This is a genomic window from Sphingomonas sp. BL-S-29 (genome assembly GCF_055521495.1).
The window spans coordinates 3547127-3573513 of the sequence record NZ_CM145482.1; the positions used below are offsets into that span (position 1 = coordinate 3547127).

At 66.7% G+C, this 26387-nt stretch carries 20 protein-coding genes; 14 read left to right on the forward strand and 6 right to left on the reverse strand.

The features are described 5' to 3' along the window. Positions 1-22: 22 nt before the first annotated feature. From ACZ1I2_RS16770 to ACZ1I2_RS16780, 3 genes are all read right to left on the reverse strand, one after another. Positions 23-859, reverse strand: coding sequence for a fumarylacetoacetate hydrolase family protein (locus tag ACZ1I2_RS16770; RefSeq protein WP_465176476.1), 837 nt, complete (start codon positions 857-859; stop codon positions 23-25). Between the two features lie 29 nt (positions 860-888). Then, entirely contained in the window at positions 889-2445 is a 1557-nt protein-coding gene (locus tag ACZ1I2_RS16775) for a bifunctional 3-(3-hydroxy-phenyl)propionate/3-hydroxycinnamic acid hydroxylase (RefSeq protein WP_465176475.1), read from the reverse strand. 179 nt (positions 2446-2624) lie between these two features. After that, the gene (locus tag ACZ1I2_RS16780; RefSeq protein WP_465173018.1) at positions 2625-3518 is read right to left on the reverse strand and encodes a LysR family transcriptional regulator; all 894 of its coding nucleotides are present in this window, start codon (positions 3516-3518) and stop codon (positions 2625-2627) included. Between the two features lie 179 nt (positions 3519-3697). On the opposite strand from ACZ1I2_RS16780, the gene ACZ1I2_RS16785 reads away from it, so the two are divergent. Genes ACZ1I2_RS16785 through ACZ1I2_RS16795 form a run of 3 tightly spaced genes read left to right on the forward strand, consistent with a single transcriptional unit; the run spans position 3698 to position 6458 of the window. After that, positions 3698-4588 (forward strand): VOC family protein, encoded by an 891-nt coding sequence (locus ACZ1I2_RS16785; RefSeq protein WP_465176474.1) that lies wholly within the window; start codon positions 3698-3700, stop codon positions 4586-4588. A gap of 22 nt (positions 4589-4610) precedes the next feature. After that, on the forward strand, positions 4611-5609 hold the full coding sequence (locus ACZ1I2_RS16790; protein ID WP_465176473.1) for a cupin domain-containing protein: 999 nt from the start codon (positions 4611-4613) through the stop codon (positions 5607-5609). A gap of 27 nt (positions 5610-5636) precedes the next feature. Next, positions 5637-6458, forward strand: coding sequence for an IclR family transcriptional regulator (locus ACZ1I2_RS16795; RefSeq protein ID WP_465176472.1), 822 nt, complete (start codon positions 5637-5639; stop codon positions 6456-6458). Between the two features lie 255 nt (positions 6459-6713). On the opposite strand, the gene ACZ1I2_RS16800 is transcribed toward ACZ1I2_RS16795, so the two are convergent. Both ACZ1I2_RS16800 and ACZ1I2_RS16805 read right to left on the reverse strand, forming a co-directional pair. Then, on the reverse strand, positions 6714-9068 hold the full coding sequence (locus ACZ1I2_RS16800; RefSeq protein ID WP_465176471.1) for a transketolase family protein: 2355 nt from the start codon (positions 9066-9068) through the stop codon (positions 6714-6716). Between the two features lie 76 nt (positions 9069-9144). Then, positions 9145-10107 carry a LysR family transcriptional regulator gene (locus ACZ1I2_RS16805; RefSeq protein WP_465181668.1) on the reverse strand — a complete coding sequence of 321 codons (963 nt, stop codon included), beginning with the start codon at positions 10105-10107 and terminating at the stop codon, positions 9145-9147. A gap of 162 nt (positions 10108-10269) precedes the next feature. Here ACZ1I2_RS16805 and ACZ1I2_RS16810 point away from each other — a divergent pair, with 162 nt between their 5' ends. The 11 genes from ACZ1I2_RS16810 (at position 10270) to ACZ1I2_RS16860 (ending at position 23551) form a co-directional block, all read left to right on the forward strand. Further along, positions 10270-11475 carry an aromatic ring-hydroxylating oxygenase subunit alpha gene (locus ACZ1I2_RS16810; RefSeq protein WP_465176470.1) on the forward strand — a complete coding sequence of 402 codons (1206 nt, stop codon included), beginning with the start codon at positions 10270-10272 and terminating at the stop codon, positions 11473-11475. Next, complete coding sequence (locus tag ACZ1I2_RS16815) at positions 11472-12731, forward strand: cystathionine gamma-synthase family protein (RefSeq protein ID WP_465176469.1); 1260 nt, start codon at positions 11472-11474, stop codon at positions 12729-12731. The genes ACZ1I2_RS16810 and ACZ1I2_RS16815 overlap by 4 nt, the downstream gene beginning before the upstream one ends. Continuing rightward, a complete protein-coding gene (locus tag ACZ1I2_RS16820) occupies positions 12728-14146 on the forward strand; it encodes an FAD/NAD(P)-dependent oxidoreductase (RefSeq protein WP_465176468.1) in 1419 nt (472 codons plus the stop codon). Before ACZ1I2_RS16815 ends, ACZ1I2_RS16820 begins: the two co-directional genes overlap by 4 nt. Continuing rightward, positions 14139-15287: an NAD(P)/FAD-dependent oxidoreductase gene (locus ACZ1I2_RS16825; RefSeq protein ID WP_465176467.1), complete on the forward strand. Its 1149-nt coding sequence runs from the start codon at positions 14139-14141 to the stop codon at positions 15285-15287. Before ACZ1I2_RS16820 ends, ACZ1I2_RS16825 begins: the two co-directional genes overlap by 8 nt. Further along, positions 15284-16540 carry a sarcosine oxidase subunit beta family protein gene (locus ACZ1I2_RS16830; protein WP_465176466.1) on the forward strand — a complete coding sequence of 419 codons (1257 nt, stop codon included), beginning with the start codon at positions 15284-15286 and terminating at the stop codon, positions 16538-16540. Before ACZ1I2_RS16825 ends, ACZ1I2_RS16830 begins: the two co-directional genes overlap by 4 nt. Beyond that, positions 16540-16803 carry a sarcosine oxidase subunit delta gene (locus tag ACZ1I2_RS16835; protein WP_465176465.1) on the forward strand — a complete coding sequence of 88 codons (264 nt, stop codon included), beginning with the start codon at positions 16540-16542 and terminating at the stop codon, positions 16801-16803. Before ACZ1I2_RS16830 ends, ACZ1I2_RS16835 begins: the two co-directional genes overlap by 1 nt. Next, positions 16800-19532 (forward strand): 2Fe-2S iron-sulfur cluster-binding protein, encoded by a 2733-nt coding sequence (locus ACZ1I2_RS16840; protein WP_465176464.1) that lies wholly within the window; start codon positions 16800-16802, stop codon positions 19530-19532. Before ACZ1I2_RS16835 ends, ACZ1I2_RS16840 begins: the two co-directional genes overlap by 4 nt. Next, entirely contained in the window at positions 19525-19977 is a 453-nt protein-coding gene (locus ACZ1I2_RS16845; RefSeq protein WP_465176463.1) for a sarcosine oxidase subunit gamma, read from the forward strand. Before ACZ1I2_RS16840 ends, ACZ1I2_RS16845 begins: the two co-directional genes overlap by 8 nt. Positions 19978-20196: 219 nt before the next feature. After that, a complete protein-coding gene (locus ACZ1I2_RS16850; RefSeq protein WP_465173005.1) occupies positions 20197-21498 on the forward strand; it encodes a spinster family MFS transporter in 1302 nt (433 codons plus the stop codon). Between the two features lie 24 nt (positions 21499-21522). After that, on the forward strand, positions 21523-22383 hold the full coding sequence (gene purU, locus ACZ1I2_RS16855; protein ID WP_465176462.1) for a formyltetrahydrofolate deformylase: 861 nt from the start codon (positions 21523-21525) through the stop codon (positions 22381-22383). A gap of 10 nt (positions 22384-22393) precedes the next feature. Further along, entirely contained in the window at positions 22394-23551 is a 1158-nt protein-coding gene (locus ACZ1I2_RS16860; RefSeq protein WP_465176461.1) for a DUF3089 domain-containing protein, read from the forward strand. Positions 23552-23794: 243 nt separating this feature from the next. On the opposite strand, the gene ACZ1I2_RS16865 is transcribed toward ACZ1I2_RS16860, so the two are convergent. Next, positions 23795-26302: a TonB-dependent receptor gene (locus ACZ1I2_RS16865; protein ID WP_465176460.1), complete on the reverse strand. Its 2508-nt coding sequence runs from the start codon at positions 26300-26302 to the stop codon at positions 23795-23797. Positions 26303-26387 lie beyond the last annotated feature (85 nt).

Genomic DNA, 26387 nt, shown 5'->3' on the forward strand with positions numbered 1-26387 from the left:
GTCGTGATGCGTCTTGTGACGCTTAGTTTTCGTCGGCGATCGGGTTGGTGAGCGTGCCGATCGGGCCGATCGTCACGGTGATGAGGTCCCCTGGCTTCATCCACAGCGGCGGCGTGCGCTTGGCGCCGACCCCACCGGGCGTACCGGTCGCAATCACGTCGCCGGGCGACAGCGGGGTGAAGGCCGAAATGTAAGCGATGATCTTCGCGATCGGGAAAACCATGTCGCCGATCGGCTGGTCCTGGACGACCTGGCCGTTGAGCCGGGTGACGACACGGACTTCGGTCAGGTCGCCGGCTTCTTCGGGCGTGACCAGCCGGGGTCCGAGCGCGCCCGTGGAGGGGAAGTTCTTGCCGGGGATGAACTGGCTGGTGTGCCATTGCCAGTCGCGCACCGAGGCGTCGTTGAAGCAGGCATAGCCGGCGACATGGCCGAGCGCGTCCTCCTCGCGGATGGCGCGGCCGCCGCGGCCGATCACCACCGCCAGCTCACCCTCGAAATCGAGATCGGTCGAGGCGCGCGGCCGGACGATCGGCTGGCCGTCGGCGACCAGGGTATCGGCGAACCGGGTGAAGATCGACGGATGATCGGCCTTGGCGCGGCCGGTCTCCTGGCGATGGCTTTCGTAATTATGGCCGACGCACAGGATCTTGCCCGGGTTGGGGATCACCGGCAGCAGCGTCACGTCGGACAGTGCCAGCGACGCGTCCGATACGAGGTTATCGAGCGATCCCGTCGCAATCGCTGCCTTGAGGTCGGCCGGGGCGCCGGGCGCCGCGGCAAGATCGATCACGCGATCGCCCTCGACCCGGCCGAAACCGGCGGTGCCGTCAGGGCGAAGGAAGCTCAGAAATGCCAAGGATCGTCTCCTGAAGAGGATGGCGGAGGTCATGACGCGATCGCCTCGGCCCGCGACGCCAGCGCGCGGCGCAGCTTCTCGATCAGCACGGCCGGATCGCCGGCCGAGGTACCGAACACGTAGAAATCGGGGCGGACCAGCACCGAACGAACGCCGCGATGGTCGAGCCAGGCCGCGACTCCGTCGCTATCGCCGAGCGTGCTCGCATCGATGACGCTGGCCGGGACCGGCGAGGCCTTGAGCGCTCGCTGTCCGGCCGGGAGCAGATCGGCGTCGCGCACGAACAACCGCCAGCCATGGCCGGTCACATTGTCGAGCAGCGCACCATCCGCGACGCGCGGCTGGATGAAGCGCTCGCCGACGCCCGGCGTGCCCGGTGCGACCACGCCCTTGCGGATCGGCGGGATGAGATCGGCGGCGGTACCGCTCGATACGGCACGCGCGCGCTGGCGCATCGTCGCATCGCGCTCACCGGCACGGTCGGGGTCGAGCTCGCAGATATAGCGCCCCGCCTCGACCGCCGCCGCGATCACCGCGCGCACATGCGGATCGCGTTCCGGCTGATAGGTGTCGAGCAGCCCGGCATCCGCTTCGCCGCGGTCCACCGCCGCCAGCTTCCAGGCGAGATTGGCGACGTCGCGCATGCCGTGACACATGCCCTGGCCGAAAAAGGGCGGCGTCTGATGCGCGGCATCGCCGGCCAGGAACACCCGGCCCTGCTGCCAGCGCGAAGCGACCAGGCCATGGAAGCGATAGGTCGCCGCGCGGACGATCCGGTGCGGTACGCCGTCGAGATAGGGCGCCAGCAGCGCCGCGACCTTTTCGGGCCGCATCATCTCTTCATCGTCCTCGCCGGGGAGGAGCATGAACTCCCAGCGGCGCATCGACCCGCGACCGGGCACCAACGTCGCCGGGCGCGCGGGATCGCACATCATCACTGACAGGCGCTGCAGATCGGCCGCCTCGGGTACACCCCACAGATCGGGGAAACGCACCGGCCCATCGACATCGACATCGACCACCAGCCAGGGTTCCTCGAAATCGAGATCGTCGAGATCGATATCGAGGAGCTTGCGCACTGTGCTGCGCGCGCCGTCACAGGCGATCACATAATCGGCCCGCACCTGCGACAATGTCTCGCCCGAGCGCAGGGTGAGCGTCACGCCGCCCTTATCCTGTTCCATACCAACGAGTTCAGCATCCAGGCGCAGTTCGGCATTGGCGAAGCGCCCTATGCCGGCGCGGAGCGCATCCTCCAGCTCAGGCTGATAGAAGAAATAGTCATTGGCCCAGCCGAACGGCTTGTCGCGGCCGGCGGTGCCCATGTAGCGGATCACGCCGTGATCCGCGCCGATATGGAGATGCCCCTCCGTCTCGTTCATGCGCGGACGAATGGTGTCGATCAACCCGGCCGACTGGAACAGCCGCATCATCTCGTGATCGAGATGGACTGCGCGGGGCAGTGGATGCGGCTCGACTTCGCGGTCGACGACCAACGTCCGGAAGCCGGCCGCCGCCACCAGGTTCGCAGCGAGTGCACCGACCGGTCCGCACCCGACGATCGCGACATGCACCGTATCGCTCACCGACGACCACCGCAGGGCGCCATGCGCCAGCCGGTACCGCGTCCGTCATTTCCGGGGCTCGTCGAGCCGTGATGCATGGTGCAATCCCCTCTGGCCGCGCTGCTGGCGGCTGGGGATCATGTGCTCGCTCACGACGTCAAAAGTAAAATATTGGATTTTGGTAAATGCATAGTTGCAGTTTATAAGTCGCTGCCTGCCTCGATCGCTTCGACGAAGCGCGCGCCGAGTTCGGACAGCGGCTGATCGGCGAGAATGCGAATGCCGACATTGCGCACGATCGCGGCGTCGCTGATCGGCACTGCGCGCAACACGCCGATCGACAGTTCGGCCGCGACCACGCCGCGCGGCAGCATCGTCACGCGGGCACTTTGCTGCACGATCGCCTTGGAGGTCAGCAGGGAATCGCAGCGGATCACATCGGCCGGGACCGCGACCTCGGCGGCGAGGAACAGTGCCTCGATCTGGCGGTGGAAGGCGCCAGCCGCCTGCGGCAACACCCAGCCCCAGTCCACCGTGTCGCGCAGCGAGACCGTCGGGCCGAGCCCGTCATGCGCGCGTCCGACGATCAGCGCGAAGGGATCACGGGCGATGCTGCGTTCCTCGATATCCGGCGGCGGTGCCTCGATCCCGGTGGTCGCGACCGCGACTTCGATCTCGCCCTTGCGCAGCAGCTCGGTCAGTTCGAAATCCGGCCGTTCGAGGATGTGGAGCGACAGCCGCTCGGATGGATGCAGCCGCGCGACCGCATCGGGCACCAGGCTGACCAGCGCGCCGGGCGTGCCGCCGATCCGCAAGGGTCCCTGCACGCCCAGCTTGGTCAGCGCGACTTCCTCCACCGCATCGCGCAGCAGCGCCTCCATCGCCTCGGCGCGCCGGTACAGCGCCGTGCCCGCCGGCGTCAGCGCGATGCCGAGCCGGCTGCGCCCGAACAGGCTGGTGCCGAGCACATGTTCGAGTTGCGCGATCGCCACGGAGACGGAGGGCTGGGAGATGTTGAGCCGCCGCGCCGCGCCGCTGATCGAGCGTTCGCGGCAGACCGCGAGATAGGTGCGCATCAATCGGGGATCGATCATGGCGGGCTCCGGAAGTCGGTGGTCGATCTATAGATACAAACTATGATTGCCTAGCAATCGCGTATTGGACAACTATGTCAGATCGGTCCAGATCGATGGTCGAGCCGGCGGCGAACGGCGCGAGAGGACCCCTTTCCGCGCATCTCGCCGTCAGCAGTGGCGGGAGTGATCAGGCGCACATGAACCGGTTTCCGCTGGAAGGCATCCGCAGCGTCGATTTCGTCGTGCCCGATCTCGGCGCGGCGACCGATTTCTACACCCTTGTCTGGGGGCTCAAGCTGGTCCGCCGGACCGCCGCGACGAGCTGGCTGCGCGGCACCGGCAGCGATGCCCAGCTTCTCGCCCTGCACGCCGGCACGGAAGCCTCGATCCGCTCGATGACGTTCCGTGCCCGGCCCGAGGGCGATCTCGATGCGCTTGCCGCCGCGCTGGCCGGCCAGGGCTGCGCGCTGCTTCACGGCGTGCAGGCGCTCGACGAACCGGGCGGCGGAGAGGCTATTACCGTTCGCGATCCGCAGGGCCGCGCCATCCGCATCGTCCGCGAGGACGGCCGCGTCGCCCCCCTGCCCTTCGATCCCGACCGGCCGGAACGCCTGGCGCATGTCAACATCAACAGCGACGACGTCGCCCGGGATACGCGGCTGTTCACCGAGGGGCTTGGCTTCACGCTCACCGACCGGTCGAAGATGATGGCGTTCGTGCGGACAAATGACGATCATCATTCGGTGGTGATCGCGGAAGCCCCGGTCAACACGCTCAACCATGTCGCCTTCCAGCTACCCGATTGGGAAAGCGTGATGCGCGCGTCGGGCAGGATGGTCGATCACCGTTTCCCGATCGGTTGGGGGCCGGGGCGTCACGGGCCGGGCAACAATGTCTTTGCCTATTTCGTCGACCCGTTCGGCTTCGTCATCGAATATACCGCCGATGTGCTTCAGGTGGACGACAGCTACCGCGTCGGCGGGCCCCAGGATTGGGTCTGGCCCGAGGGGCGGACCGACCAATGGGGCATCGCCCCGCCCAAAAGCGCTGCGTGCAAGGGCGCGCAGCTCGCCATCCCCTTTTCCTGATCTCGACTTCGAAGGAACCCCAATGTCCGACACGGCCACCCAGACCCGAACCGCCCCTTATGTCGTGCGTGCCGGCGAGGGCGCCTGTCATCTCGTCGCGGGCCAGATGATCCGGACCCTGGCGGGCGTGGACGAGACGGCGGGCGGCTTCGGCGCGGTGGTCTGCGACGCGCCGCTCGATCGCGGGCCGATCCCGATGCACTGGCATGAGCGCGAACACGACACCTGGTTCTGCACCCGCGGCAAGCTCCAGGTCTGGTGCGGCGACCAGAGCCGCGTGCTGACGCCGGGCGATTTCGCCTATGTCCGCCCGGGCGACACGCATTCCTATCAGAGCGTCGCGCCGCGCACCCAGTTCTTCGGTGTCGTCGCGCCGGGCGGCTGGGAGCAGTTCTTCGCCGATGCCGGCGAGGTGTGGGGCATGACCGGCCTGCCCCCGGCAGGCCATCCGTTCGATTTCTCGCGGATGGGCCCGGCAATGGGCAAGCATCGCATCATGCGCGTCGAGAACCCGGTCTTTGCCGAGGCGAGCCCGATCGGCGCGGCTGACCAGCACTTGCCCGGCGCGCACCAGTCCTATTTCCTCGAGGCCGGGTTCGGCCCGCGGCGCAGCCTGTTCGGCCATCTCTCGACGGCGTTGCTGACCGCGTCCGAAAGCAAGGCGATGGTCGACATGCGCCAGATCGAAGGCGGGCGCGGCGCGGCCATTCCAGCGCTCCGCCACGCCGAAACGCACCAGTTCCTCTATCTGGTCGACGGCATGCTGGAAGTCACGCTCGACGGCGTCGAGCATGTCCTGTCGAGCGGCGACGCCGTCAATATTCCCGCGGGCACGATCTATGCGACGATAGTGACGAGCGGGGCCGCGCGGTGGATCGCGTCCAGCTCGGGCGGCAATGGCGGGGCCTTATGGGATATAGCCGGCACCCCGACCCCCGAATTCAGCTTCCCGCTAGCGGCGGACCGGGACGATGCACCGCGCCTGCGGGCGCAATCGGGCATCGATGTCGCTCTGGCCTGACGGCACGAGGTCGCGCAGGATAGGCGGATGAGCGACAAGGACCCGGCAAATCTGTCCCGAAAGCGCAGTGGTGCCGACGCCGACGCGCCCGACGTATCGGCGGACCCGCGCAAGGGAAGCCAGACGATGATGCGCGGCCTCGATCTGATCGAGGCCGTCGCCAACGGCATGGCGAGCTATGGCGAACTGGCCGACAAGCTCGGGCTGAGCAGGAGCACGGCCCACCGCCTGGCACATGGCCTGGTCGAGCGCGGTTACCTCGCCGCGACGCCGCGCCTCGGCTATCGCCTGGGTCCCAAGCTGCTCGAACTCGGCTTCGTCGCCCAGTCCCAGACTGATCTCGTCCAGGTCGCGCACCCGCATCTCGAAATGCTCTCCGTGACGACCGAGGACACCGTCCGCCTGGGCGTGCTGCAGAATGAACATGTCGTCTATATCGACGTGGTCTCGGGCACCCGCCGCATCACCATCGCCAACCGGCCAGGCGACGCCCAGCCGCTGACCACGACCAGCGCCGGCAAGGCGCTGATGCTTGACGACCCGGAAGCCAGCTGGAAATCCCGGCTCGCCGCTGACCTCACGGCGGGCAGGCCGGCAGTCGACCCGGAGCTGTGGCTTGAGCGGATGAAGACCTTCGCCCGGGCCGGCTATGCCTATGGCCTGGCCGAGAATGACGACGATGTTCGCGGCGTCGCTGCCCCTGTACGAAGCGCGTCCGGCACGATCGTCGCGGCGGTCAGCGTGTCGAGCGTGACGCATTATATGAACGAAGAGCGCATGAGCGATTTGTCGATCGTGGTGAGAAAGACTGCCCAGACGATCAGCCGGGAGTTGGGCAGTCCGCGTTAGGGTTGACCGCATCTCGGTTCGGAGCCGCATGCGCGCCAGCGTCCAGCCGCGGTCTCGATAACCGGGGCGGTGCGCTCTCAATGCACCAAGCCCCAACAGATCGATCCGCATCCCGTGATCGAGCCGAGAGCCGTCGTGCCCGCACCTCCCCAGATCGCTTCAATCCACCTCCAGGTCCAGCAACCGCACGAATTGCGGGCCGCAATGCAGGTCGCGCTCGATCACGCCTCCTGGGGTGGCATCAATGAACCGCGGTCAGTTTGCCCGATCGAGAAAAAGATCGGCGACGGCGTCGATCATCGCGTCGGTATCGAGCCTGTAGCGGCGGTACAGATCCGGCAGGTCGCCCGTCTGGCCGAAGCTGTCGGTTCCCAGCGGGCTCACCCGCATCCCCCGGACGCTGCCGAGCCATGACAAGGTCGACGGCGATCCGTCGATGATCGTCACCAGCCCGGCTCCTGGCGCAAGATCGTCGAGCAGAGTCTCGACGTGCGAGGCCCCTCGCCTCTTTCCCGTCCAGCGGCTCGCGCGCTGCGCGGACCAGCCCCGGTGGAGCAGATCGGGCGAGGTCGCCATCAGGAGTCCGAGCCCCGGCAGGTCGTCGGCCAGTTCCTCATACGCCCTGAGCACCTCCGGTACGACGGCGCCGGTGAAGACGATCGCGGCATCCCGGTCGCCGCCGGGCCGCTTCAGCCAGTAGCCCCCTTTCAGCGCGCCGTCCTGCCAGCCAGTGTCGGGGCGTTCGATCTGGTCGATCGCCCGCGTCGTCAGGCGCAGATAGACCGAGCCCCCGTCCGCCGCCTGGAGATGCTCGAACGACCAGCCCATGATGAGCGCGAGTTCGTCGACGAACGCCGGCTCGAAATAGGTGAGGCCCGGCTGGCCGATGCCGATCAGCGGCGAATTGATCGACTGGTGCGCGCCGCCTTCCGGCCCGAGCGTCAGCCCAGACGGGGTCGCGACAAGCAGGAAGCGTGCGTCCTGGTAACAGGCATAGTTGAGCGCATCGAGCCCGCGGGCGATGAACGGATCATAGACCGTGCCGATCGGGATCAGTCGCGTGCCGAACAGCGGCGCCGCGAGGCCGAGCGCGGCGAGCATCAGGAACAGGTTGTTCTCGGCGATGCCCAGCTCGATATGCTGGCCCGCACCGTGCCCGGCCCATTTCTGCGCCGACGGGATGCGCGCGGCGGAGAAGACGTCCTTCAGTTCCTGGCGGCGGAACAGCCCGCGCTGATTCACGAACGCACCGAGATTGGTCGACACCGTGACATCGGGCGAAGTGGTGACGATGCGGTCCGCCAGCGGATGCCCCGACTTGGCGAGATCGAGCAGGATCCGGCCGAACGCCGCCTGAGTCGACAGCTCGGTTCCGTCCGGCACCGGCAATGCGGTGGGGACTGGAACGGGCGCCGCGGCGACGACCTCGCGCGGCCGTGCAAGCGCGCTTGCTTCGACGAAGGAGCGGACCGAGGCGGCAGCGTTGTCGCCCAGGCCGCCATAAGGCGCCCATTCCTCGCCCGGCGCGATGCCGAGATCGCCGCGCAGCCCCTCGATCTGGGTCGGGTTCATCAGCCCCGCATGATTGTCCTTGTGACCCGCGAACGGCAGGCCATAGCCCTTGACGGTATAGGCGATGAACAGGGTCGGCCGATCGTCGTCGCACCGCGCAAAGGCATCGAGCAGGGTCTCGATGCAATGCCCGCCGAGATTGGTCATCAGCGCCGCGAGCGCCGCATCGTCATGCGCGTCGATCAGCGCCCGTGCGTCGCCATCCGCGCCGAGATCCGCCAGCAGGCGTTCCCGCCAGGCCGGCCCGCCCTGATAGGTGAGCGCGGCGAATTCGGCATTGGGGCAGGCATCGATCCAGTCGGCGATCGCCTGGCCGCCTGGCCGCGCGAACACCTCCCGCTGCTTCTTGCCGTGCTTCAGCGTTTCGACCCGCCAGCCACAGGTTTCGAAGATGTCGTCGAAGCGGCGGAACATGCGGTCCGCGGTGGTGCTGTCGAGCGACTGGCGGTTGTAATCGACGATCCACCAGCAATTGCGAATATCGTGCTTGTACGCCTCGATCAGGCATTCGTAGATATTGCCTTCGTCGAGCTCGGCATCGCCCATCAGCGCGATCATCCGGCCGGTATCCGCCTCCGCCATCTCGCCATGCGCGACCAGATAATCCTGGATCAGGCTGGCAAAGGCGGTGATCGCCACGCCCAGCCCGACCGACCCGGTCGAGAAATCGACCGGGATCTTGTCCTTGGTGCGGCTGGGATAGCTTTGCGCCCCGCCCAGGCCGCGATAGCGCTGCAGCGCGTCGAGGCTCTGCTGGCCGAGCAGATAATGGATAGCATGGAGCACCGGGCCGGCATGCGGCTTCACCGCAACCTTGTCCTGCGGCCGGAGCGCGCCGAAATAGAGCGCGGTCATGATCGCGGTGATCGACGCGCAGCTCGCCTGGTGCCCGCCGACCTTCAGTCCATCCCGGCTTTCGCGCAGGTGATTGGCATTGTGGATCGTCCAGGACGACAGCCAGCGCAGCCGCGTCTCGATCGTCTCGAGGATGGCGATGGTGGCCGGATCGGCCCGGCGTTCGGGGGGAATCGTGGTCATGTCCATGATTCCCCGAATAGCCAATCGGCGGCCGCGCGCGATGCCAATCTTGTCATGGGGCGAAAACCCCAGGGCATCACGCGGCGGCCTGATCCAATTGCCGCGCCGCGAACCGGGCGATCAGCCAGCTTCGCACCAGGCTGATCGTCGGGTCGGCCAGGTCCTCCGGGCGCAGCTTCAGATAATAGCCGAACCCGTCGTCGATCACGCAATCATGCGGCACGACCAGCCGCCCCGCGGCGATCTCGGGCGCGAACATGTCGATATCGGTCAGCGCGACCCCCGCGTTCATCGCATAGCCCACCGCGAGCAGCGCGGTGTCGAAGGCAAGCCCGCGATCGACGTCGAGATCGATCCGGCACTGGCGCGCAAAGATGCTCCAGAGCAGCCCGCGCGGTTCTCCGTCGAGCTTGACGTGTAGCAGGTCGTTGTCGGCGAGGAATTGCGCGAGCGGCTTGCCCGCATGAGCGGCGGCGGTCTGCGGCGAACAGACCGGCGCAACGCGCACCATCCACAACAGGTCGGTCACGCGGTCGTCGATATTGGGCCGGTCGAACACGATCGCCATGTCGGTTTCGTTGCTCGGCAGGCCGGTGACGCCCGAGCTGGAGATATCGATGCGGATGTCGGGATGCTCGGCATGGAATGCCTGGATCATCGGCATCACGACCTGATGCAGCAGGGAGGGCGGGATATGGATGCGGATCGGGCGGCTCGCATTCGGATTGGCGCAGATCGCGTTCATCGTCTGCTCGAGCCGGTCGAACGACTTGCTGACTTCAGGGAGCAGCGCCTTGCCCGCCGCGGTCAGCACCAGTGTCTGGCCGGAGCGATCGAACAGCTTGTGCCCGAGCAATTCCTCCAGGCTGATGACGTGGCGGCTCACGGCACTTTGCGAGACGTTCAGCGCCTGTGCGCCCGCCGTGAAACTCAGCCGCTGACCAACCGCATCGAACGCCCGAAGGGCGTTCAGGGGCAGCCAGCGCCGATTGACCGTTGATGTGCGTGCTATGGCTATCTCCCTGGTCGCTACGGCTATGCCCTTTTTCGATACCAAGCGCGTTTTTTGGGCTGATGCAACGGCGTCAGGCGCGCAGGTCCGATGCTTGCAGCTTTTGGCATGCGGCCATGCGCAAATGCGATTTCTGCTTGGCCCCGGCGTCATGCCACTCACCCCATGGGGTAAGTTGGAGAATTCGCTTTGGACCTGGGGGATATTTCGGCGCTGCTGCGCGCGCGCCCGGCGGGCCATTCGCTACCACAGGCTTTCTATACCGACGCGGCCGCCTTCGAATTCGATCTCGCCGCGATCTTCGGCAAGTCATGGCTGTTCGCCGGTTTCGAGGCCGAGATCAGGAAACCCGGCGACTATCTGTCCTTCATGGTCGGGCGCTGGCCGGTCATCATCCTTCACGGCCGCGACGGCGAGCTGCGCGCCTTCCACAACAGCTGCCGCCATCGCGGCTCGATCCTGTGCAAGCCAGGTCAGGGCAATACCGCGCGCCTCACCTGTCCCTATCATCGCTGGACCTATGGCCTCGACGGCCGCCTGCTCGCGGCGGGCCGCATGCCCGAGGATTTCCAGAAGAGCGACCATGGCCTGAAGCAGGTCCATCTCGAACGCGTCGCTGGCGCGATCTTCATCTGTCTCGCCGAGACCCCGCCCGACATCGACACCATGCGCCGCGACCTGACGCCGTTGCTCGCGCCGCACAATCTGCAGCACGCCAAGCTCGCCTATCAATCGACCCTGGTCGAATATGCGAACTGGAAGCTGGTGATGGAGAATGGCCGCGAGTGCTATCATTGCGCGACCGGCCATCCCGAGCTGTCGCTGACCTTTCCGGTCAACGCCTCGGCTTATTTCGACCTGGAGGACGAACCCGCGCTCGCCTTCGGCCGTCGCATGGCCGAGATCGGCCTGCCGATGGGGCCGGTCGGCGAGGATTGGTGGCAGGCGGTGCGCTTCCCGCTCAACCCCGGCACCGTCGCGATGACCACCAACGGCCAGTTCAATGTCAGGAAGCTGATGTGCGAGGCGGGCGGCGGCGATACCGGATCGTTGCGCTGGGCAATCGAGCCCAATAATTTCTGCCACTCGACCAGCGAATATACCTTCGCCTTCACCGCGATCCCGGTTTCGCCCACCGAGACTCATGTGGTCTCGCGGTGGCTGGTGCATGAAGATGCCGTCGAAGGCGTCGATTACGATATCGAGACGCTGACCGACCTGTGGACGCGCACCAATCTGCAGGACAAGGAATTCGCCGAGAACAACCAGCTCGGCGTCAATTCGCCCGGTTACACGCCCGGCCCCTACAGTCCCGACGCTGAGTCGCTGACCTTGCGCTTCGTCGACTGGTATTGCGCCAAGGCGGCCGATTATCTGGAGCGGGCGGCGGCATGAGCGCGGGCGACGATCCCGTCTGGCGCCCGGAGACGTTGGCCGTCCGCGCGGGCTATGATCCGGCGGGCGCGGCCAATGCCGCCAAGCCGCCGATCTACATGACCTCGACCTTCGCCTATGCCTCGGCGCGCCAGGCAAAGGACATTCACGAGGCCTATTTCGACGGCACAGGCCCCGAAGTCGGCGGTGGCGGGCATATCTATTCGCGGCTCGGCCACCCCAATCTCGACATGGTCGAGGCCCGGCTCGCGGCACTCGACGGTGCCGAGGCTGCCGCCGTCTTCAACAGCGGTATGGCGACTCACAGCGCGATCGCCCTCGCCCATCTGCGGCCCGGTGACAGCGTGGTGTTCAGCCGGCCGATCTATGGCGGCACCAACGGGCTCTATACCGGGCTGATGCCGGGCTTCGGCGTCGGCCATGCCGACTTCACCGATGGCTGCGACCGGGCGAGCGTCGAGGCAGCGGTCGAGGAAGCGCTCGGCCAGGGCCCACTCAAGCTGATCGTGGTCGAGAGCCCGGCCAATCCCACCGCCGCGATCGTCGATATCGCGATGGTCGTGGCCGTCGCCGATGCGGTCGGCGCGCGCAGCGGAACGCGCCCGATCGTGGTGGTCGACAACACGCTGCTTGGCCCGCTGATGCAGCGCCCGATCGAGCTCGGCGCCGATCTGTGCATGACCTCGCTCACCAAATATTGCGGCGGGCATAGCGATCTGCTGGCGGGCGGCGTGTCGGGCAAGGCAGCGCTGATCGCGCCGTTGCGGCTGCTGCGCACCACGCTCGGCAGCCATCTCGATCCCTATACCAGCTGGCTGATGCTGCGATCGATGGAGACGGTGCACCTGCGGGTCGAACGCGCCATGGACAATGCCCGCCTCGTCGCCGAATTTCTGCGCGGCCACGCCAAGATCGCCGACATCACTTATCTCGGCTTCCTCGCACCGGGCACCCCTGCCCGCACCGTCTATGACCGGCAATGCCGCGCGGCGGGATCGACCTTTTCCTTCGCGGTGACCGGCGGCGAGGCGGAGGCGTTCCGCTTCCTCGATCGGTTGAGGCTGCTCCGCTTCGCGGTCAGCCTGGGCGGCTCGGAAACCTTGATCACGCATCCCGCGACGACGACGCATTATGCCCTGTCGCCCGAGGAACGCGCGGCTGGCGGCATCACGGATGCCACGCTGCGTCTGTCGGTCGGCATCGAGCATGTCGACGACCTGCTCGCCGACCTCGCCCAGGCGCTGGAGGCCGTGTGACGGCCCGCGATATTCACGCGATCGACGGCAAGCTGCCCGCCTCCGACGCCCGGTTCGACGTCGTGGTCGTCGGTGCCGGCCCGGCGGGGACGACCGCCGCCATCGCCGCGGCGGCGGATGGCGCATCGGTGCTGCTGGTCGACGAGAATCCGGCCCCGGGCGGCCTGATGGGCACTGACGTGCCGCTCTTCTATGGCGGGCGCATGACCGCCGCGGTGCAGCAGCCCGGCCGCATGCTCGAGCAGATTTTCGCCAGCAATCCAGCGCTCGAAGCAGCCTTCGAGGCAGGCGTCGATGTACGCCTCAGCACCGCCGCCTGGGGACTTTATGTCAACGGTCCGGCGATGCGCGCTATGCCCGAGCCGATGCTGGGCATTGCCGATGCCGAGGGCGCATCGATGATCGGTTTCGACCGGCTCATCCTCGCCACCGGCGCGCGCGATCTGGTGCTTGGTTTTGCGGGCTGGAATCAGCCCGGCGTGATGGGCGCGCAGGGCTTTGCAGCGCTGCTGACCCGCTATGACGCGCTGGCCAGCCGCCGGGTGCTGGTAGTCGGATCGGACAGGCTCGGGCTGGAGACGGCGCTGCTCGCTCAGTCGAACGGGATCGACGTCGCCGGCATCGTCGAGATCGCGGCCAGCGTGCAGGGCCCTCCCGACCTCGCGGAGCGCCTGTCGGCATCGGGCGTCCCGATCCATCTCGGCCACACGCTGGTTTCGGCGGCAGGCGGGATCGACGGCGTCGAGGCCGCGCGGATCGCCTCCATGGATGGCGGTGTGCCCTTCGACATCGCCTGCGACACGATCTGCCTCGCGATCGGCACCCGGCCCGCCACCGAATTGCTCGACGCCGCCGGAACTCAGGCCAGCGACCGGATCACGCTGGTCGGCGACTGCGCCACGACCTGCCCCCCTGCGCCCGAGCGGATCGATGCCTGGAGCCGCGCGCTCGGCCGCCATGCCCCATCCGACACGATCGTCTGCCAGTGCGAGGACGTGACCCGCGCCGACCTGATCGGCGTCCAGCCGCCCCAGTATCTCGACCGGCCCGAGCGCATGGCGGCACGCTCGCTCTCGTCGCTGCTCAACGACGGCCCGGCCCATCCCGACCAGATCAAGCGCCTCACCCGCGCCGGCATGGGCCAGTGCCAGGGCCGCCGCTGCCGCGATCAGGTCGCGTGCCTGCTGGCGCAGGAACAAGGCGTCCCGCTGGCATCGGTACCCGTCGCCAGTTTCCGCGCGCCGGTTCGCCCGGTGCCGCTCGGTATCCTCGCCGACTGGCAGGAAAGCGCGGAGATGGCAAAGGGCTGGGACGTGTGGTTCGGCATCCCGACGCAGTGGACGCCCTATGCCGTGATCGGCACGCCCGAAGAGGCCGATCATGTCGCCGGCCTTGGCGGCAACATGCATGTCTGAACCGGCAGCACCGAAGGGCGCATCGGTGATCGTCATCGGCGCCGGCGTGACCGGGCTGAGCGCCGCCTGGTGGTTGGCGCGATCCGGGCTCGACGTGGTCGTGCTCGACAAGGGCATTGTCGGCTGGGAGGCATCGGGCCGCAACGGCGGCGGCGCCTCGCATTATCAGAGCCCGCTCTTCGCCGAAGAGCAGCGCATGTGGCCGATGATGGACGATCTGCTCGGCTATCCCACCGAATATCGCCGCGAACGCATCATCATCCAGCGCGACCCCGATCTGCTCGACCATTACCGCGCCGTCGGGCGGATGTGCAGTGCGATGGGCTATCCGGTCGACGATCTCGATGCGCGCCAGGCGCAGGAAATGGTCCCGCTGACCGATGAGACCTGCCTTGGCGGTATCCACCTCCGTTTCGGCGGCCATGCCAATCCGCAACGGACGGTGCAGGCTTATGCCTGGGCGCTGCAGGACCTTGGCGGCCAGATCCTGCAGCATTGCCCGGCTTTGTCGATCGGCACCACGGGCGGCAAGGTCACCGCGGTAAAGACGCCGCGCGGCTGGATCGGCTGTGATGCGCTCGTGGTGGCGGCAGGGCCGCAATCGGGCATGCTGCTGGCGCCGCTCGGCGTGAATTTCCCGCTCGCCTCGGCCCGGGCGGAGATGATCGTAACCGAGCCCGCACCGCTGATGGCGATCGGCGGCGTCGACGGCAACGGCCTGTACGGACGCCAGACGCTGCGCGGCAATCTCGCCTTTGGCGGCGGCCCGCACGAATGGATCGCCACGGAGCCGAACGGTCCCGCCGCGCGGCCGACCTCGCCGCTGGTCCGCAACCTCGCCCGCCGTGTGGCCGAGATGTTCCCCCGGGCGGCCGGGCTGAACGTCATCCGCTCCTGGGCCGGCGTGATCGAGAACACGCCTGACGGCCGCCCGATCATCGACCGGCTAACCGATCCCGGCAACGTCACCGTCGCCACCATGTCCGGGGTCGGCTTCGGCCTGTCGCCGGCGAGCGGCCACGCGATCCGCGATCTGGTGGTCGACGGTGCCTGTTCCTTCGCCGACATCGCCAAGCTCGGCCTCGCCCGCTTCGCGACGCTCGAGCCCGACTGGCGCGAGCAGCGCGGCTGGGCGGCATGACGCGCTATTCGGCGCTCGCGCTGCTGCGGGCCGGCTTTACCGGCCAGCGCCACTGGCCCCGTGCCTGGCGCGATCCGGAGCCGAAGAAGAGCTATGACGTGATCGTCATCGGCGGCGGCGGGCACGGGCTCTCCACCGCCTATTATCTCGCCAGAAAGCACGGCGTGAAATCGGTCGCCGTGCTGGAAAAGGGCTGGATCGGCGGCGGCAATACCGGGCGCAACACCACGATCGTCCGGTCGAACTATCGCCAGCCCGCGCTCCACAATCTCTTCGATTTCGCGCTGAACCTGTGGGAGGGAATGAGCGACGAACTCAACTACAATGTCATGTTCAGCCCGCGCGGCGCGCTGTTCCTCGGCCATTCGGATTCGGACATGACTCGCCTCGCCGAACGCGGCGACGCGCTGCGCTGCGCCGGGATCGACGCCGACCTGCTGACGCGCGACCAGGTGCGCAAACTCGTCCCGCTGCTCGACATGTCGTCCGGCGCGCGCTTCCCGGTCCATGGCGGTATGATCCAGCGGCGCGGCGGCACCGCCCGGCATGACGCGGTCGCCTGGGGCTATGCCCGCGCTGCCGACGCGCTGGGCGTGGACGTGATCCAGAATTGCGAAGTGACTGGCTTCACCCTGGCTGGCGGGCGCATCACCGGTGTCGAGACCAGCCGCGGCGCGATCGGCGCCGGGCGTGTCGGCATCTGCGTGGCGGGCAATAGCGGGCCGGTCGCGGCGCTGGCCGGCATCAAGCTGCCGATCGAAGCCCAGACGCTCCAGGCCTTCGTCACCGAGCCGGTCAAGCCGATGATCGACACGGTGATCATGTCGCAGTCGCTGCACTGCTATATCAGCCAGTCGGACAAGGGCGGCATCGTGCTCGGCGGCGATCCCGATCAATTCCCCAGCTATGCCCAGCGCGGCCTGCCTGCCCGGATCGAGAAGGCGGCGGCGGAAGCGATCGCCCTGGTCCCGGCCCTGTCGCGGCTGCGCATGGTGCGCTGCTGGTCGGGCACGACCGATATGAGCTTCGACGGATCGCCGATCATCTCGGCCCTGCCGGTCGACGGCCTCTATCTCAATGGCGGCTGGTGCTATGGCGGGTTCAAGGCGACGCCCGGATCGGGCTGGTGCTACGCCCATCTGCTCGCGACCGGCGAGGCGCATCCGCTCGCCGCGCCCTTTTCTTTCGACCGGTTCGCTCGTGGTGCGACGATCGACGAAGCGGGGGTCGGCTTCATGCCGCAGCTTCGCTGATGATGCTGATCCACTGCCCCCATTGCGGCCCGCGCGCGCAGATCGAGTTCAGCTACGAACGCACGCTCGATTCGATCGTGACGCTCGACATGCCCGCCGATGAGGCCGTTGCACGGCTCTATGCGCGCACCAATCCGCGCGGGCTCGATGACGAACTGTGGCGGCATGGCATGGGTTGTCGGCAATGGCTCGTGTTGCGGCGTCACCGCCAGACGCATGAGATCGTCTCGGCCGCGAACTATGATCCGGCGGTGCACCGGTGAGCGGCCCCTCGCGCATCCCGGGCGGCGCCGAAGCCACGCTGCACTTCACCTTCGATGGTGTCGCGATGCGCGCCCGGCCGGGCGACACGCTGGCGGCCGCCCTGCTCGCCAACGGCGTGGGACTGGTGGCACGGAGCTTCAAATATCATCGCCCGCGCGGGATCATGGCCGCCGGGGTCGAGGAGCCGAACGCGTTGGTGACGGTCGGCGAAGGCGGCCGCACCGAGCCCAACACCCGCGCTACCGATCTGTTCGTTTATGACGGGCTGGTTGCGCAAAGCCAGAATCGCTGGCCGAGCCTTCGCTTCGACCTGGGGGCGGTCAACGGCCTGGCCGCGCCCTTCCTTGCCGCCGGCTTCTACTACAAGACCTTTTTCGGCCCGCCCTCGCGCTGGATGCTTTACGAAAAGCTGATCCGCCGCGCCGCCGGGCTGGGCAAGGCACCGACCCACGCCGATCCGGATCGGCACGAGCATCGCGCCGCCTTTTGCGACGTACTGGTAATCGGCGGCGGCCCCGCCGGGATCGCCGCCGCGCGCGAGGCGGCACGGACCGGCGCACGCGTCATGCTGGTCGAGCAGGACCGGATCCTTGGCGGCGAGGCACCGCCCGGCGTCCGCGTCCTCACCCGCACCACCGCATCGGGGCTATGGGATCATTGCTTCGCGACGCTCGCCGAACGGCTGGTCGAGCCCGGCCAGGCGCCCGCGGACGGCATGCCGGTCCAGCGCCTCTGGCATGTCCGCGCCGGGCGGATCGTGCTCGCCACCGGCGCCTTCGAACGGCCGCTTACCTTCGCTGGCAATGACCGACCCGGCGTGATGCTGTCCCAGGCGGTACGAACCTACATCAATCGCTTCGGCGTGCTGCCCGGCCGCCGCGTGGTGATCGCGACCAACAATGACGATGCCTATGCCACCGCCGACGCGATCCTGGCCGCCGGCGGCGAGGTGGTCGCGATCCTCGACGCCCGCAGCGGGTTCAGTCCCGTGGCAAGCGAAGCGAAGGCGCGCTTTCCGGTCCATACCAACGCCTGGCCGTTGATCGCCAAGGGCGGAGCGCGCGGTATCGTGGCGGTGCGCGCGGATATCTGGACCGAGCAGGTGACATTCGCCGCGGATTTGCTCGCCATGTCGGGTGGCTTCACGCCGGTCGTCCATCTGCATAGCCAGGCCGGCGGCACACTCGACTGGCGCGCCGACATTCAGGCATTCGTGCCCGGCGCATCGCGACAGGCCGTCACCAGCGTGGGTGCCGCCGCAGGCGAGGTCGCCCCGATCGCGCCTGCGGCAGTGGAACTGCCCGATCCCAAGCACAGCTTCATCGATTTCCAGAACGACGTGACCGCCGCCGATGTCGATCTGGCCTGGCAGGAGGGCTATCGCTCGGTCGAGCATCTCAAGCGCTACACCACCCTGGGCATGGCAACCGACCAGGGCAAGACCAGCAACATGGCCGCGCTCGCACGCCTGGCCGGCGCGGCCGGTGTCGAAATCCCGCAGGCCGGATTGACGACCTTTCGCCCGCCCTTCACCCCGCTCACCCTGGGCACGCTGGCCGGTGCCGATGGCGGCGGCCATGCCGCGCCGAGCCGCCGCCTTGCCCTGTATGATCGTCACCAGCGGCTCGATCCGCTCTGGCAACCGCTCGGCTATTGGTACCGCCCGCGCGCTTATCCGCTGGCGGGCGAAACGCTGCACCAGGCCGCCCTGCGCGAGGCATGTGCGGTGCGCACCGCTGCCGGCATCGTCGACGTCTCCACCCTCGCCAAGTTCGCCGTGTCGGGGCCGGATGCGGCGGCCCTGCTCGAGATCGTCTGCGCCACCGGCGTGAAGCTCGCGGTCGGGCGCGGGCGCTACACCATCATGCTGCGCGAAGACGGCATGGTGATGGACGACGGCACCTTCTGGCGGCTGGACGAGAACCGCTATCTGCTCACCAGCTCGACGGGCGGTGCCGACCGGATGGAAGCGCATCTGAGCTATGCGCACCGCGTGCTGGCCCCGCATCTGCGCGTGTCGGTAGTGGCGCAGCAGGAGCAATTTGCCGGTATCGCACTGGCCGGACCGCTCGCCCGCGACATCCTCGCGACGCTCGCCGGCATCGATCCACCAGCACATATGGGCGTCGCCGAGGCAATGATCGCCGGCGTCCCGGTGCTGATCCTCGCGGCAAGCTATAGCGGCGAACGCGCCTTCGAAATCTATGCCGCCGGCAGCGAGGCGGCACCGGTATGGGACGCGCTGGAGACCGAGACGCGGGCGCGCGGCGGTTGTCCCTATGGCCTGGAGGCGCTGGAATTCCTGCGCATCGAAAAGGGCCATATCGTGATCGGCGCCGAGGCCGATGGCCGCACGACGCCGCACGACCTCGGGCTGGGCCGGATGCTGCGCAAGAGCGGCGGCTTTATCGGCGCCGCGGGCCTCACGCGACCGGCGCTGTCGTCGGAAGGTCGCCTGCAACTGGTCGGCCTCGAAGCGCGGGACGGCGCGATCCCCGAAGGGTCGATGCTGGTCGCGGCAACGGGTGCCCCGGTGCAGGGCCATGTCACCTCCGCGGCAGGGCGAGTCCTCGGCGACGGCGCGATCGCACTCGGCTTGCTGACCGACGGCCATGCGCGCAAGGGCGACGTCCTGCTCGCCACCTCGCCGACCCGCAACCAGCATGCCCGCGTCACCGTGACGGACCCGGTCTTCTACGACGGCGAGGGAGCGCGCTATCGTGATTGACGCCTCCGTCACCACCGCGCCCGCAGGCGATGTGATCGTGCTCGATCTCTGGGGCGCGGACGGCCCGCCCGCCGATACCGCGATCCGGGTGCTGCAGGTCGAGCCGCGCCGCTGGTGGCTGATCGGCGCGGGCGACCGCGTCACCGATATCGCCGCCCGCATCGCCGACACCGGCACCCTGACGCCGATCGGTGGCGGCCTCGTCCGTGCGACGCTTGCCGGACCCGAGTGGCGCACCTTGTTGATGATCAGCGGCTGTTTCGACGCCGAGGACCGGGACTTCGGCATCGGCCGGGTCGCAGCGACCGTTATCCATCACATACCTGTCTGGATCGCCGTGACCGGCGACACGGCGTGTGAAGTCTATATGGCAAGCAGCTACGCGCCGGCCCTGACCGATCTATGGGCAGGCGCGATCGGCTCGGGGTCGAACCATGGGCGCTAAGGCGGCGACGATGCGCCTTATCTTTTCTCCTTCCCCGGCGAAGGCCGGGGCCCAGTCGGGGGACATCGCAGAACTGGCGTTGCGCGTCGTCACCACGGCCTTCCCTACTGGGCCCCGGCCTTCGCCGGGGAAGGAAGAGGGGAATGGCACTACGGGGGCTTTGCGACGCCACAAACCTGGCGCCAATGAGCATCGACCGCGGACTAAGGGGAATACGCGATGACACCGACCACGCCGCGTCTCGAATCCGTCCGCTGGTACGTCGTGCTGGTCCTCGGCCTCGTCTATGCCCTGAACATTGCCGACCGTTACGTCGTCTCGACCGTGCTCGAGCCGATCAGGGTCGAATTCAACCTCACCGATACCGGCGTCGGCTGGCTGACCGGCGTGTCGCTCGCTTTGTTCTACATTTCTATCGGCATCCCGATCTCGCAGCTCGCCGATCGATCGAACCGGCGCAACATCGTCGCGGTCGCGATGGGGCTGTGGTCGCTGATGACCGCGTTGCTCGGTCTCACCCACAATTTCTGGCAATTCCTGCTGGTGCGTATCGGCGTCGGCATCGGCGAGGCCGGCGGCACCCCGCCATCGACCTCGATCATCGCCGATTATTTCCCGCGCGATCGCCGCGCCTTTGCGCTGACCGTCTATGCGCTCGGCCTACCGCTCGGCGCCTGGCTCGGATCGACCGTCGCCGGCCAGATCGTCGAGCATTTCCATAGCTGGCGCGCCGCGTTCATTGCGCTCGGCGCGCCTGGCGTGATCTTCGGCCTCATCATCTTCCTCACCGTGCGCGAGCCCGTGCGCGGCCGGTTCGAATGCGTCGATCCGATCACCGAGCAAAAGACGCCGCTCGGCGAGACTTTGCGCTTCCTCTGGTCGCAGCGCTCGGCGTGGCACATCAACGCGGCGGGTACGGTGATCTGCCTGTGGGGCTGGGGCCTGATGTACTGGACCCAGACCTTTCTGGAGCGCAGCTACGGCCTGACCACGGCCGAGGCTGGCGCCCGGCTCGGCACCATCTATCTCTGGGCCGGGATCGCCGCGACGCTCGCGACCAGCGCGATCTGCGCCATGCCGCAGATGCGCGAACCCCGGCGCATCGCGTGGTTCCTCGCCGGGATCACCCTGTGTTCGACCATCCCGTCCTTCGTGATCTACTGGACTCATTCGCTCTGGGTCGCGACCCTGATGCTGTGGATCGTGGTGCCGGCCATCTATCTCTATGTCGGGCCGACCATGGCACTGCTGCTCAATTTCCTGCCCTGCTCGATGCGCGCGCAAGGCATGGCGATCAGCCTGCTGACCGCGAACGTGGCCAATCTGATCGTCGCGCCGCTGGCGGTCGGCTGGATCAGCGACACACTCTCCGGTCCGTTGCACAGCAACGCCGAATCGCTACGCTATGCCCTGATGGCGCTGTCGCTGACCGGTTTCTGGGCAGCCTATCATTACTGGACCAGCGTCCGTACCTATGCCGCGGACGGCCAGCGGATTCAGATGGCCGCCGCTGCCGCCTGATCTCTTTTTTCCCACGGAGCCCTGATGTCAGCGCAGCATTTCGTCCTTGCCTTATCCTGCCCGGACCGGCCGGGAATCGTCGCCGCCGTCTCTGCGCATATCTTCGCGTGCGGCGGCAACATCACCGATTCCAGCCAGTATAACGATGCCGAGCTGGGCGGTTTCTTCATGCGCACGGCCTTCGCCCTTCCGGCTGGTACCGACCTCGCCGTGCTTCAGCGCGGCTTCGACAATCTGGCGGACCGGTACGGCATGACCCTGACCTTGCGCCCGGCGGCGGAACGGCAAAAGGTGCTGATCCTGGTGTCGAAATTCGATCATTGCCTGGTCGACCTGCTCTATCGGCGGCGCATCGGCGAGCTCGACATGGACGTGGTCGGCATCATCTCCAACCATCCGGCCGAAGCCTTCGCCACGCTCGATCTAAACGGGATTCCCTTCCACTATCTCCCGGTCACTGCGGCAACGAAGCACGAGCAGGAAGCGCGGATCTGGGAGATCCATCAGGCTACGGGTACCGATCTGGTAGTGCTCGCCCGCTACATGCAGATCCTCTCGGACGATCTGTCGGCGAAGTTCGCCGATCGCTGCATCAACATCCATCACAGCTTCCTGCCCGGCTTCAAGGGCGCCAAGCCCTATCACCAGGCCCATGCCCGCGGCGTGAAGGTGATTGGCGCGACCGCGCATTATGTCACCGGCGATCTCGACGAGGGGCCGATCATCGAACAGGACGTCGAACGCATCAGCCATGCCGACACCGCCGAGGACCTGGTGCGCAAGGGCCGCGACATCGAGCGGCGCGTCCTTTCGCGCGCGGTCGGCCTGCATCTTAGCGGGCGCGTGCTCGCCAATGGCGCGCGTACCGTGGTCTTCCGGGATTGAAGGAGACATCATGAGCCTGTTTCTCCTTCTCGCTGCAGCGGCCGCCCAGGCACCGGCCCCGAACGACTATCGCCAACCCGACACCTGGCTGTGCCGGCCGGGCCGGACGGATGTCTGCACCGGCGACATGGCCACGACCGTCATCGGCCCGGAGGGCATGATGAAGGCCGATCCGTCACCACGGGCAGGCGCGCCCAAAGCGGATTGTTTCTACGTCTATCCGACCACCTCGATGGACGAGCTGCCGCACAGCGACATGACTCCGGATCGCCAGGAACAGGGTTTGGTCGCCTCTCAGGCTGGCCCGCTGCGTGCCATGTGCCGCCTCTTCGCGCCGATCTACCGCCAGGTGACTCTTCCGGCGCTGCGCGCGGCGATGCGCACGGGCGTCAGGCCATCGGACGACGAGTTCGCCCTGCCCTATGCCGATGTGCTCGCGGCGTGGCGCGACTATCTGGCGCACGACAATGACGGGCGGCCCTTTGTGCTCGTCGGCCACAGCCAGGGCTCGGCGATGCTCAAGCGCCTGCTGGTCGAGGAGATCGACGGCAAGCCGATCCAGCAACGCCTGCTCTCCGCGATCCTGCCCGGCGTCTCGGTGATGGTGCCACACGCCAAGCAGGTCGGCGGCGATCTGAAAACCGTGCCGCTCTGCCGCTCGGCCACGCAGACCGGATGCGTCGTCACCTGGGCGAGCTACCGCGACACCAACCCGCCGCCGGCGAACGGCCTGTTCGGCCGCGCGCCGCTGATCGGCACCGCCGCCGCGGGACTGGAGGCCGGATGCACCAATCCGGCGAAGCTCGAGGGCGGCAAGGCGCCGCTCGATCCGATCCTCGGCTTTCCCTGGTGGCGCGGCGGCGTCGCGCAGTTCGAACAGCCCGCCATCTGGTCCGCGCTGGGCAAGCCGGTGCCGACCCGCTTCGTGCGTACCCCCGGCCTGCTCTCGGCCGAATGCACCGTCCGGAACGGCTTTTCCTATCTGTCGGTCCATGTCGAACCCGGCGCTGCGACCGACCTGACCGACGCCGTCATCGGCCCGGTGGCGATCGGAGATACCGACTATCCCGAGTGGGGCTTCCATGTCGTCGATATGGCGATCGTCGAGGGCGATCTCGCCCGCCTGATCGGCAACCAGAGCGCCGCATGGCATCGGCGCCATCGCTGAAGCGGCACGGTTTCGGACTGAGTCGCCGCGATCCGGTGCACGATTAATGTCACACTCTCCAACAAAAATCCTGTTGGAACGTCCGATTAAGGCATTGATTTGTAACTATATTATTTCCGGTGATTTTTAGTGTCATCCTATAGGGGTGTGACATTAATCGCCAACTGCCTTGCTCCATTTCCATCTGGCACAGACAAAAAAAAGGGGCGGCACGGGCCGCCCCTCCTAATCTCCGGCGAAGCCTCAGAACTTCACTTTCGCCCGCAAACCGATCGTCCGCGGACGTGCATAGGTGACCCGGTCGCCAGCCTGATAGACCTTGTAATAAGTGGCACGGGCGACGTTGGTGATCTTGACGCCGTTGAACAGGTTGTTGCCGAACAGGCCGAATTCGAACTGCCCGATGTCATAGGTCAGCGACGCGCTGACGTTATGCGTCTCCGGGATGACGGCATAGCTCGAGCTTGGACCGTTCCTGGTCAGCACGCCGCCGACGATCTTGGTCGCGAAGTTGTTGAACGTCGTATATTGCTGCGACTGATACTGGTAGCTGGCCTGCAGATGGACACTGCCGGGTCCGACATCCTTGTCGTAGAAGAACGATCCGGCTGCGGTCCAGGCGGGGTAATAGGGCGTCTGGTCGCCATCGAACGCGCCGACCGTCGGGATATCGCCCTTGGCCTTGGAGCTGTTGTACGAGGCGCTGCCGACAAGCGTGATCTCCGGGCTGGCCTTGACCATCGTCTCCACCTCGACACCCTTGCTGGTGATCTTGCCCTTGTTGTCAGTGAAGAAATAGGAGCAATCGAGCCGAAGGCGCGTCTGCACGTCCGTCCAGTTGATATAATAGGCGCTCGTGTTGAGGGTCACGCGTCCACCCGCCAGCTTGGCTTTCTGGCCGATCGTGTAGTTCCATAATTTGTCCGGGCCGAAGGTGAGCGGCGCGGCGGAATAGCCGAAGGCGGCAAGGTTCTGCGTGCACTGCCCCGCGACGCCCGACGAGCCGAGCGGCACCGGCTGGTTGCCGCCGCCATAACGGAAGCCCTTGGCGACCTCGCCATAGACCATGAAATTGTCATTGACCTTGTAGGAGATGTTCCCGCGCGGATTGACCCCGTTCGACTTGAGCGTCGCATTGGTCGTCAACGGTTTATGGTCGATCACGCCATACACCCCGCCTTCGAACAGGTAATATTTCTCCTTGAAGTTGAAATAGCGCAGGCCGGCGGTCAGATCGAGCTTGTCGGTGGCGTGCCAGGTTCCGTCGGCATAGGCCGCGAACTGGTGCTCATCGACATCCTGCAGGCCGGAGAAGATGTCGTTCGACTGGAACGCCCCGTCGACCAGCTTGGAATCATATTTGCCGTTCGGCGTGTTGAACGGCCCGTAGAAGTAATTCATGTAGGACAGCGTATCGAAACCGGGCGTCGGAATGTCCTGGCGCAGATGGCGGGTCTGCTTTTCATAGAACGCGCCGACGGTCCATTTAACCGGGCCGGTGTCCTTCGAAACCAGGCGGATTTCGCCCATATAGTCCTTGAGCTTCTGATCGATCTGATACAACTCGGCCGGAATCTTGTTGGTGATCGACTGGTCGTATGTGGTCGGCGCCTTGAACAGCGGATAGGTCGTCGAACTGATCGGCAGGCCGCTGCCATAATCCTCGAAGAAATAGCCGATCTGCGGACCGGGCTCCGCATCGAAGCCGATCGCGCGATCGGTATAGGCGCCGGTCATGACAAGGCTGGCGAAGCCGACATCATAGTCCGCGCTGAGCGAGTAGAGCCGGAAGCGATCGTCGGTACCCTCGGGCCCGTTGGTCGAAACCTTGTAGGGGGCCAGCCCGCTCAGCCCGGTGCTCAGGCCCTTCGCGATGCTGCGCTCATAGGTGATGCTCGCATCGACCGTCAGTTCGGGCGTCGGTACCCAGCGTAGCGCGACACGCCCCTGATAGGTGTTGTTGCTGTTCGCGTTCTGCTTGTTGTAGGTGCCGATATTGTCGATATAGCCGCCGTCGCGCCCGACATAGAAATTCGCGCGCACCGAAAGCTGGTCGGAGACGATCGGCAGGTTGACCATGCCGCGGAAATTATAGCTCTCGGCGCCGTGCTGGGTCGTCGCGACACCGGCCTCCGCCGTTCCGAACATCGTATTGAGATCCGGCTTGGCCGTCACGAACCGGATGGTGCCGGCCATCGAGCCCGCGCCGTACAGCGTTCCCTGCGGGCCGCGCAGCACTTCGACGCGCTCCAGGTCATAGACCTTGAGGTCGGGCGTCTGCCCCTGCACCGAGATCGGCGTATCGTCGAGATACACCGCGACCAGCGAGCGATCCGACGTGTCCGACGAGGCATAGCCGCCGGTCGAAAGACCACGCATGTTGAATTTCTGATAGCCCGGCGCGCCCTCCGTGATCGACAGCGATGGCGTGAACTTGGCGATATCGGAAAGATTGCCCTGTCCGGCCTTGGTGATCTGGTCGACGTTCACCACCGACACGGCCATCGCGACCTTCTGCAGCGATTCGGCGCCGGACCGGTTGGCCGTGACGACAATGTCACCGAGCTCGTCGCTCTTTTCCGGTGCCGCCTGTGCTTCCTGGACCGGCGGCGCTGCTGCTGGGACTGGATCCTCGGCAGCGAAGGCCATACCGGGTGTGAGTGCCGCAAGGCTCGCGCCGGACGCCATCAGGACCGCCAGCAACCGCGCACGACGGCCGAAGCGAACCGATTTATCATGTGACTTTGTCATTAGCCCCCCATTTTGACGAAAATACTCTATCAGGCCTTTTGCGTCGCCGCGTCGAGCATGCATGTGCTCCAGCTTGCGACTATTG

Bases quoted from the DNA above. Each gene is read 5' to 3' on its own strand.
- ACZ1I2_RS16780 (WP_465173018.1), bottom strand. From the start codon at position 3,518: ATGATCGATCCCCGATTGATGCGCACCTATCTCGCGGTCTGCCGCGAA.
- ACZ1I2_RS16785 (WP_465176474.1), top strand. From the start codon at position 3,698: ATGAACCGGTTTCCGCTGGAAGGCATCCGCAGCGTCGATTTCGTCGTG.
- ACZ1I2_RS16790 (WP_465176473.1), top strand. From the start codon at position 4,611: ATGTCCGACACGGCCACCCAGACCCGAACCGCCCCTTATGTCGTGCGT.
- ACZ1I2_RS16795 (WP_465176472.1), top strand. From the start codon at position 5,637: ATGAGCGACAAGGACCCGGCAAATCTGTCCCGAAAGCGCAGTGGTGCC.
- ACZ1I2_RS16800 (WP_465176471.1), bottom strand. From the start codon at position 9,068: ATGACCACGATTCCCCCCGAACGCCGGGCCGATCCGGCCACCATCGCC.
- ACZ1I2_RS16815 (WP_465176469.1), top strand. From the start codon at position 11,472: ATGAGCGCGGGCGACGATCCCGTCTGGCGCCCGGAGACGTTGGCCGTC.
- ACZ1I2_RS16825 (WP_465176467.1), top strand. From the start codon at position 14,139: ATGTCTGAACCGGCAGCACCGAAGGGCGCATCGGTGATCGTCATCGGC.
- ACZ1I2_RS16830 (WP_465176466.1), top strand. From the start codon at position 15,284: ATGACGCGCTATTCGGCGCTCGCGCTGCTGCGGGCCGGCTTTACCGGC.
- ACZ1I2_RS16835 (WP_465176465.1), top strand. From the start codon at position 16,540: ATGATGCTGATCCACTGCCCCCATTGCGGCCCGCGCGCGCAGATCGAG.
- ACZ1I2_RS16850 (WP_465173005.1), top strand. From the start codon at position 20,197: ATGACACCGACCACGCCGCGTCTCGAATCCGTCCGCTGGTACGTCGTG.
- purU (WP_465176462.1), top strand. From the start codon at position 21,523: ATGTCAGCGCAGCATTTCGTCCTTGCCTTATCCTGCCCGGACCGGCCG.
- ACZ1I2_RS16860 (WP_465176461.1), top strand. From the start codon at position 22,394: ATGAGCCTGTTTCTCCTTCTCGCTGCAGCGGCCGCCCAGGCACCGGCC.
- ACZ1I2_RS16865 (WP_465176460.1), bottom strand. From the start codon at position 26,302: ATGACAAAGTCACATGATAAATCGGTTCGCTTCGGCCGTCGTGCGCGG.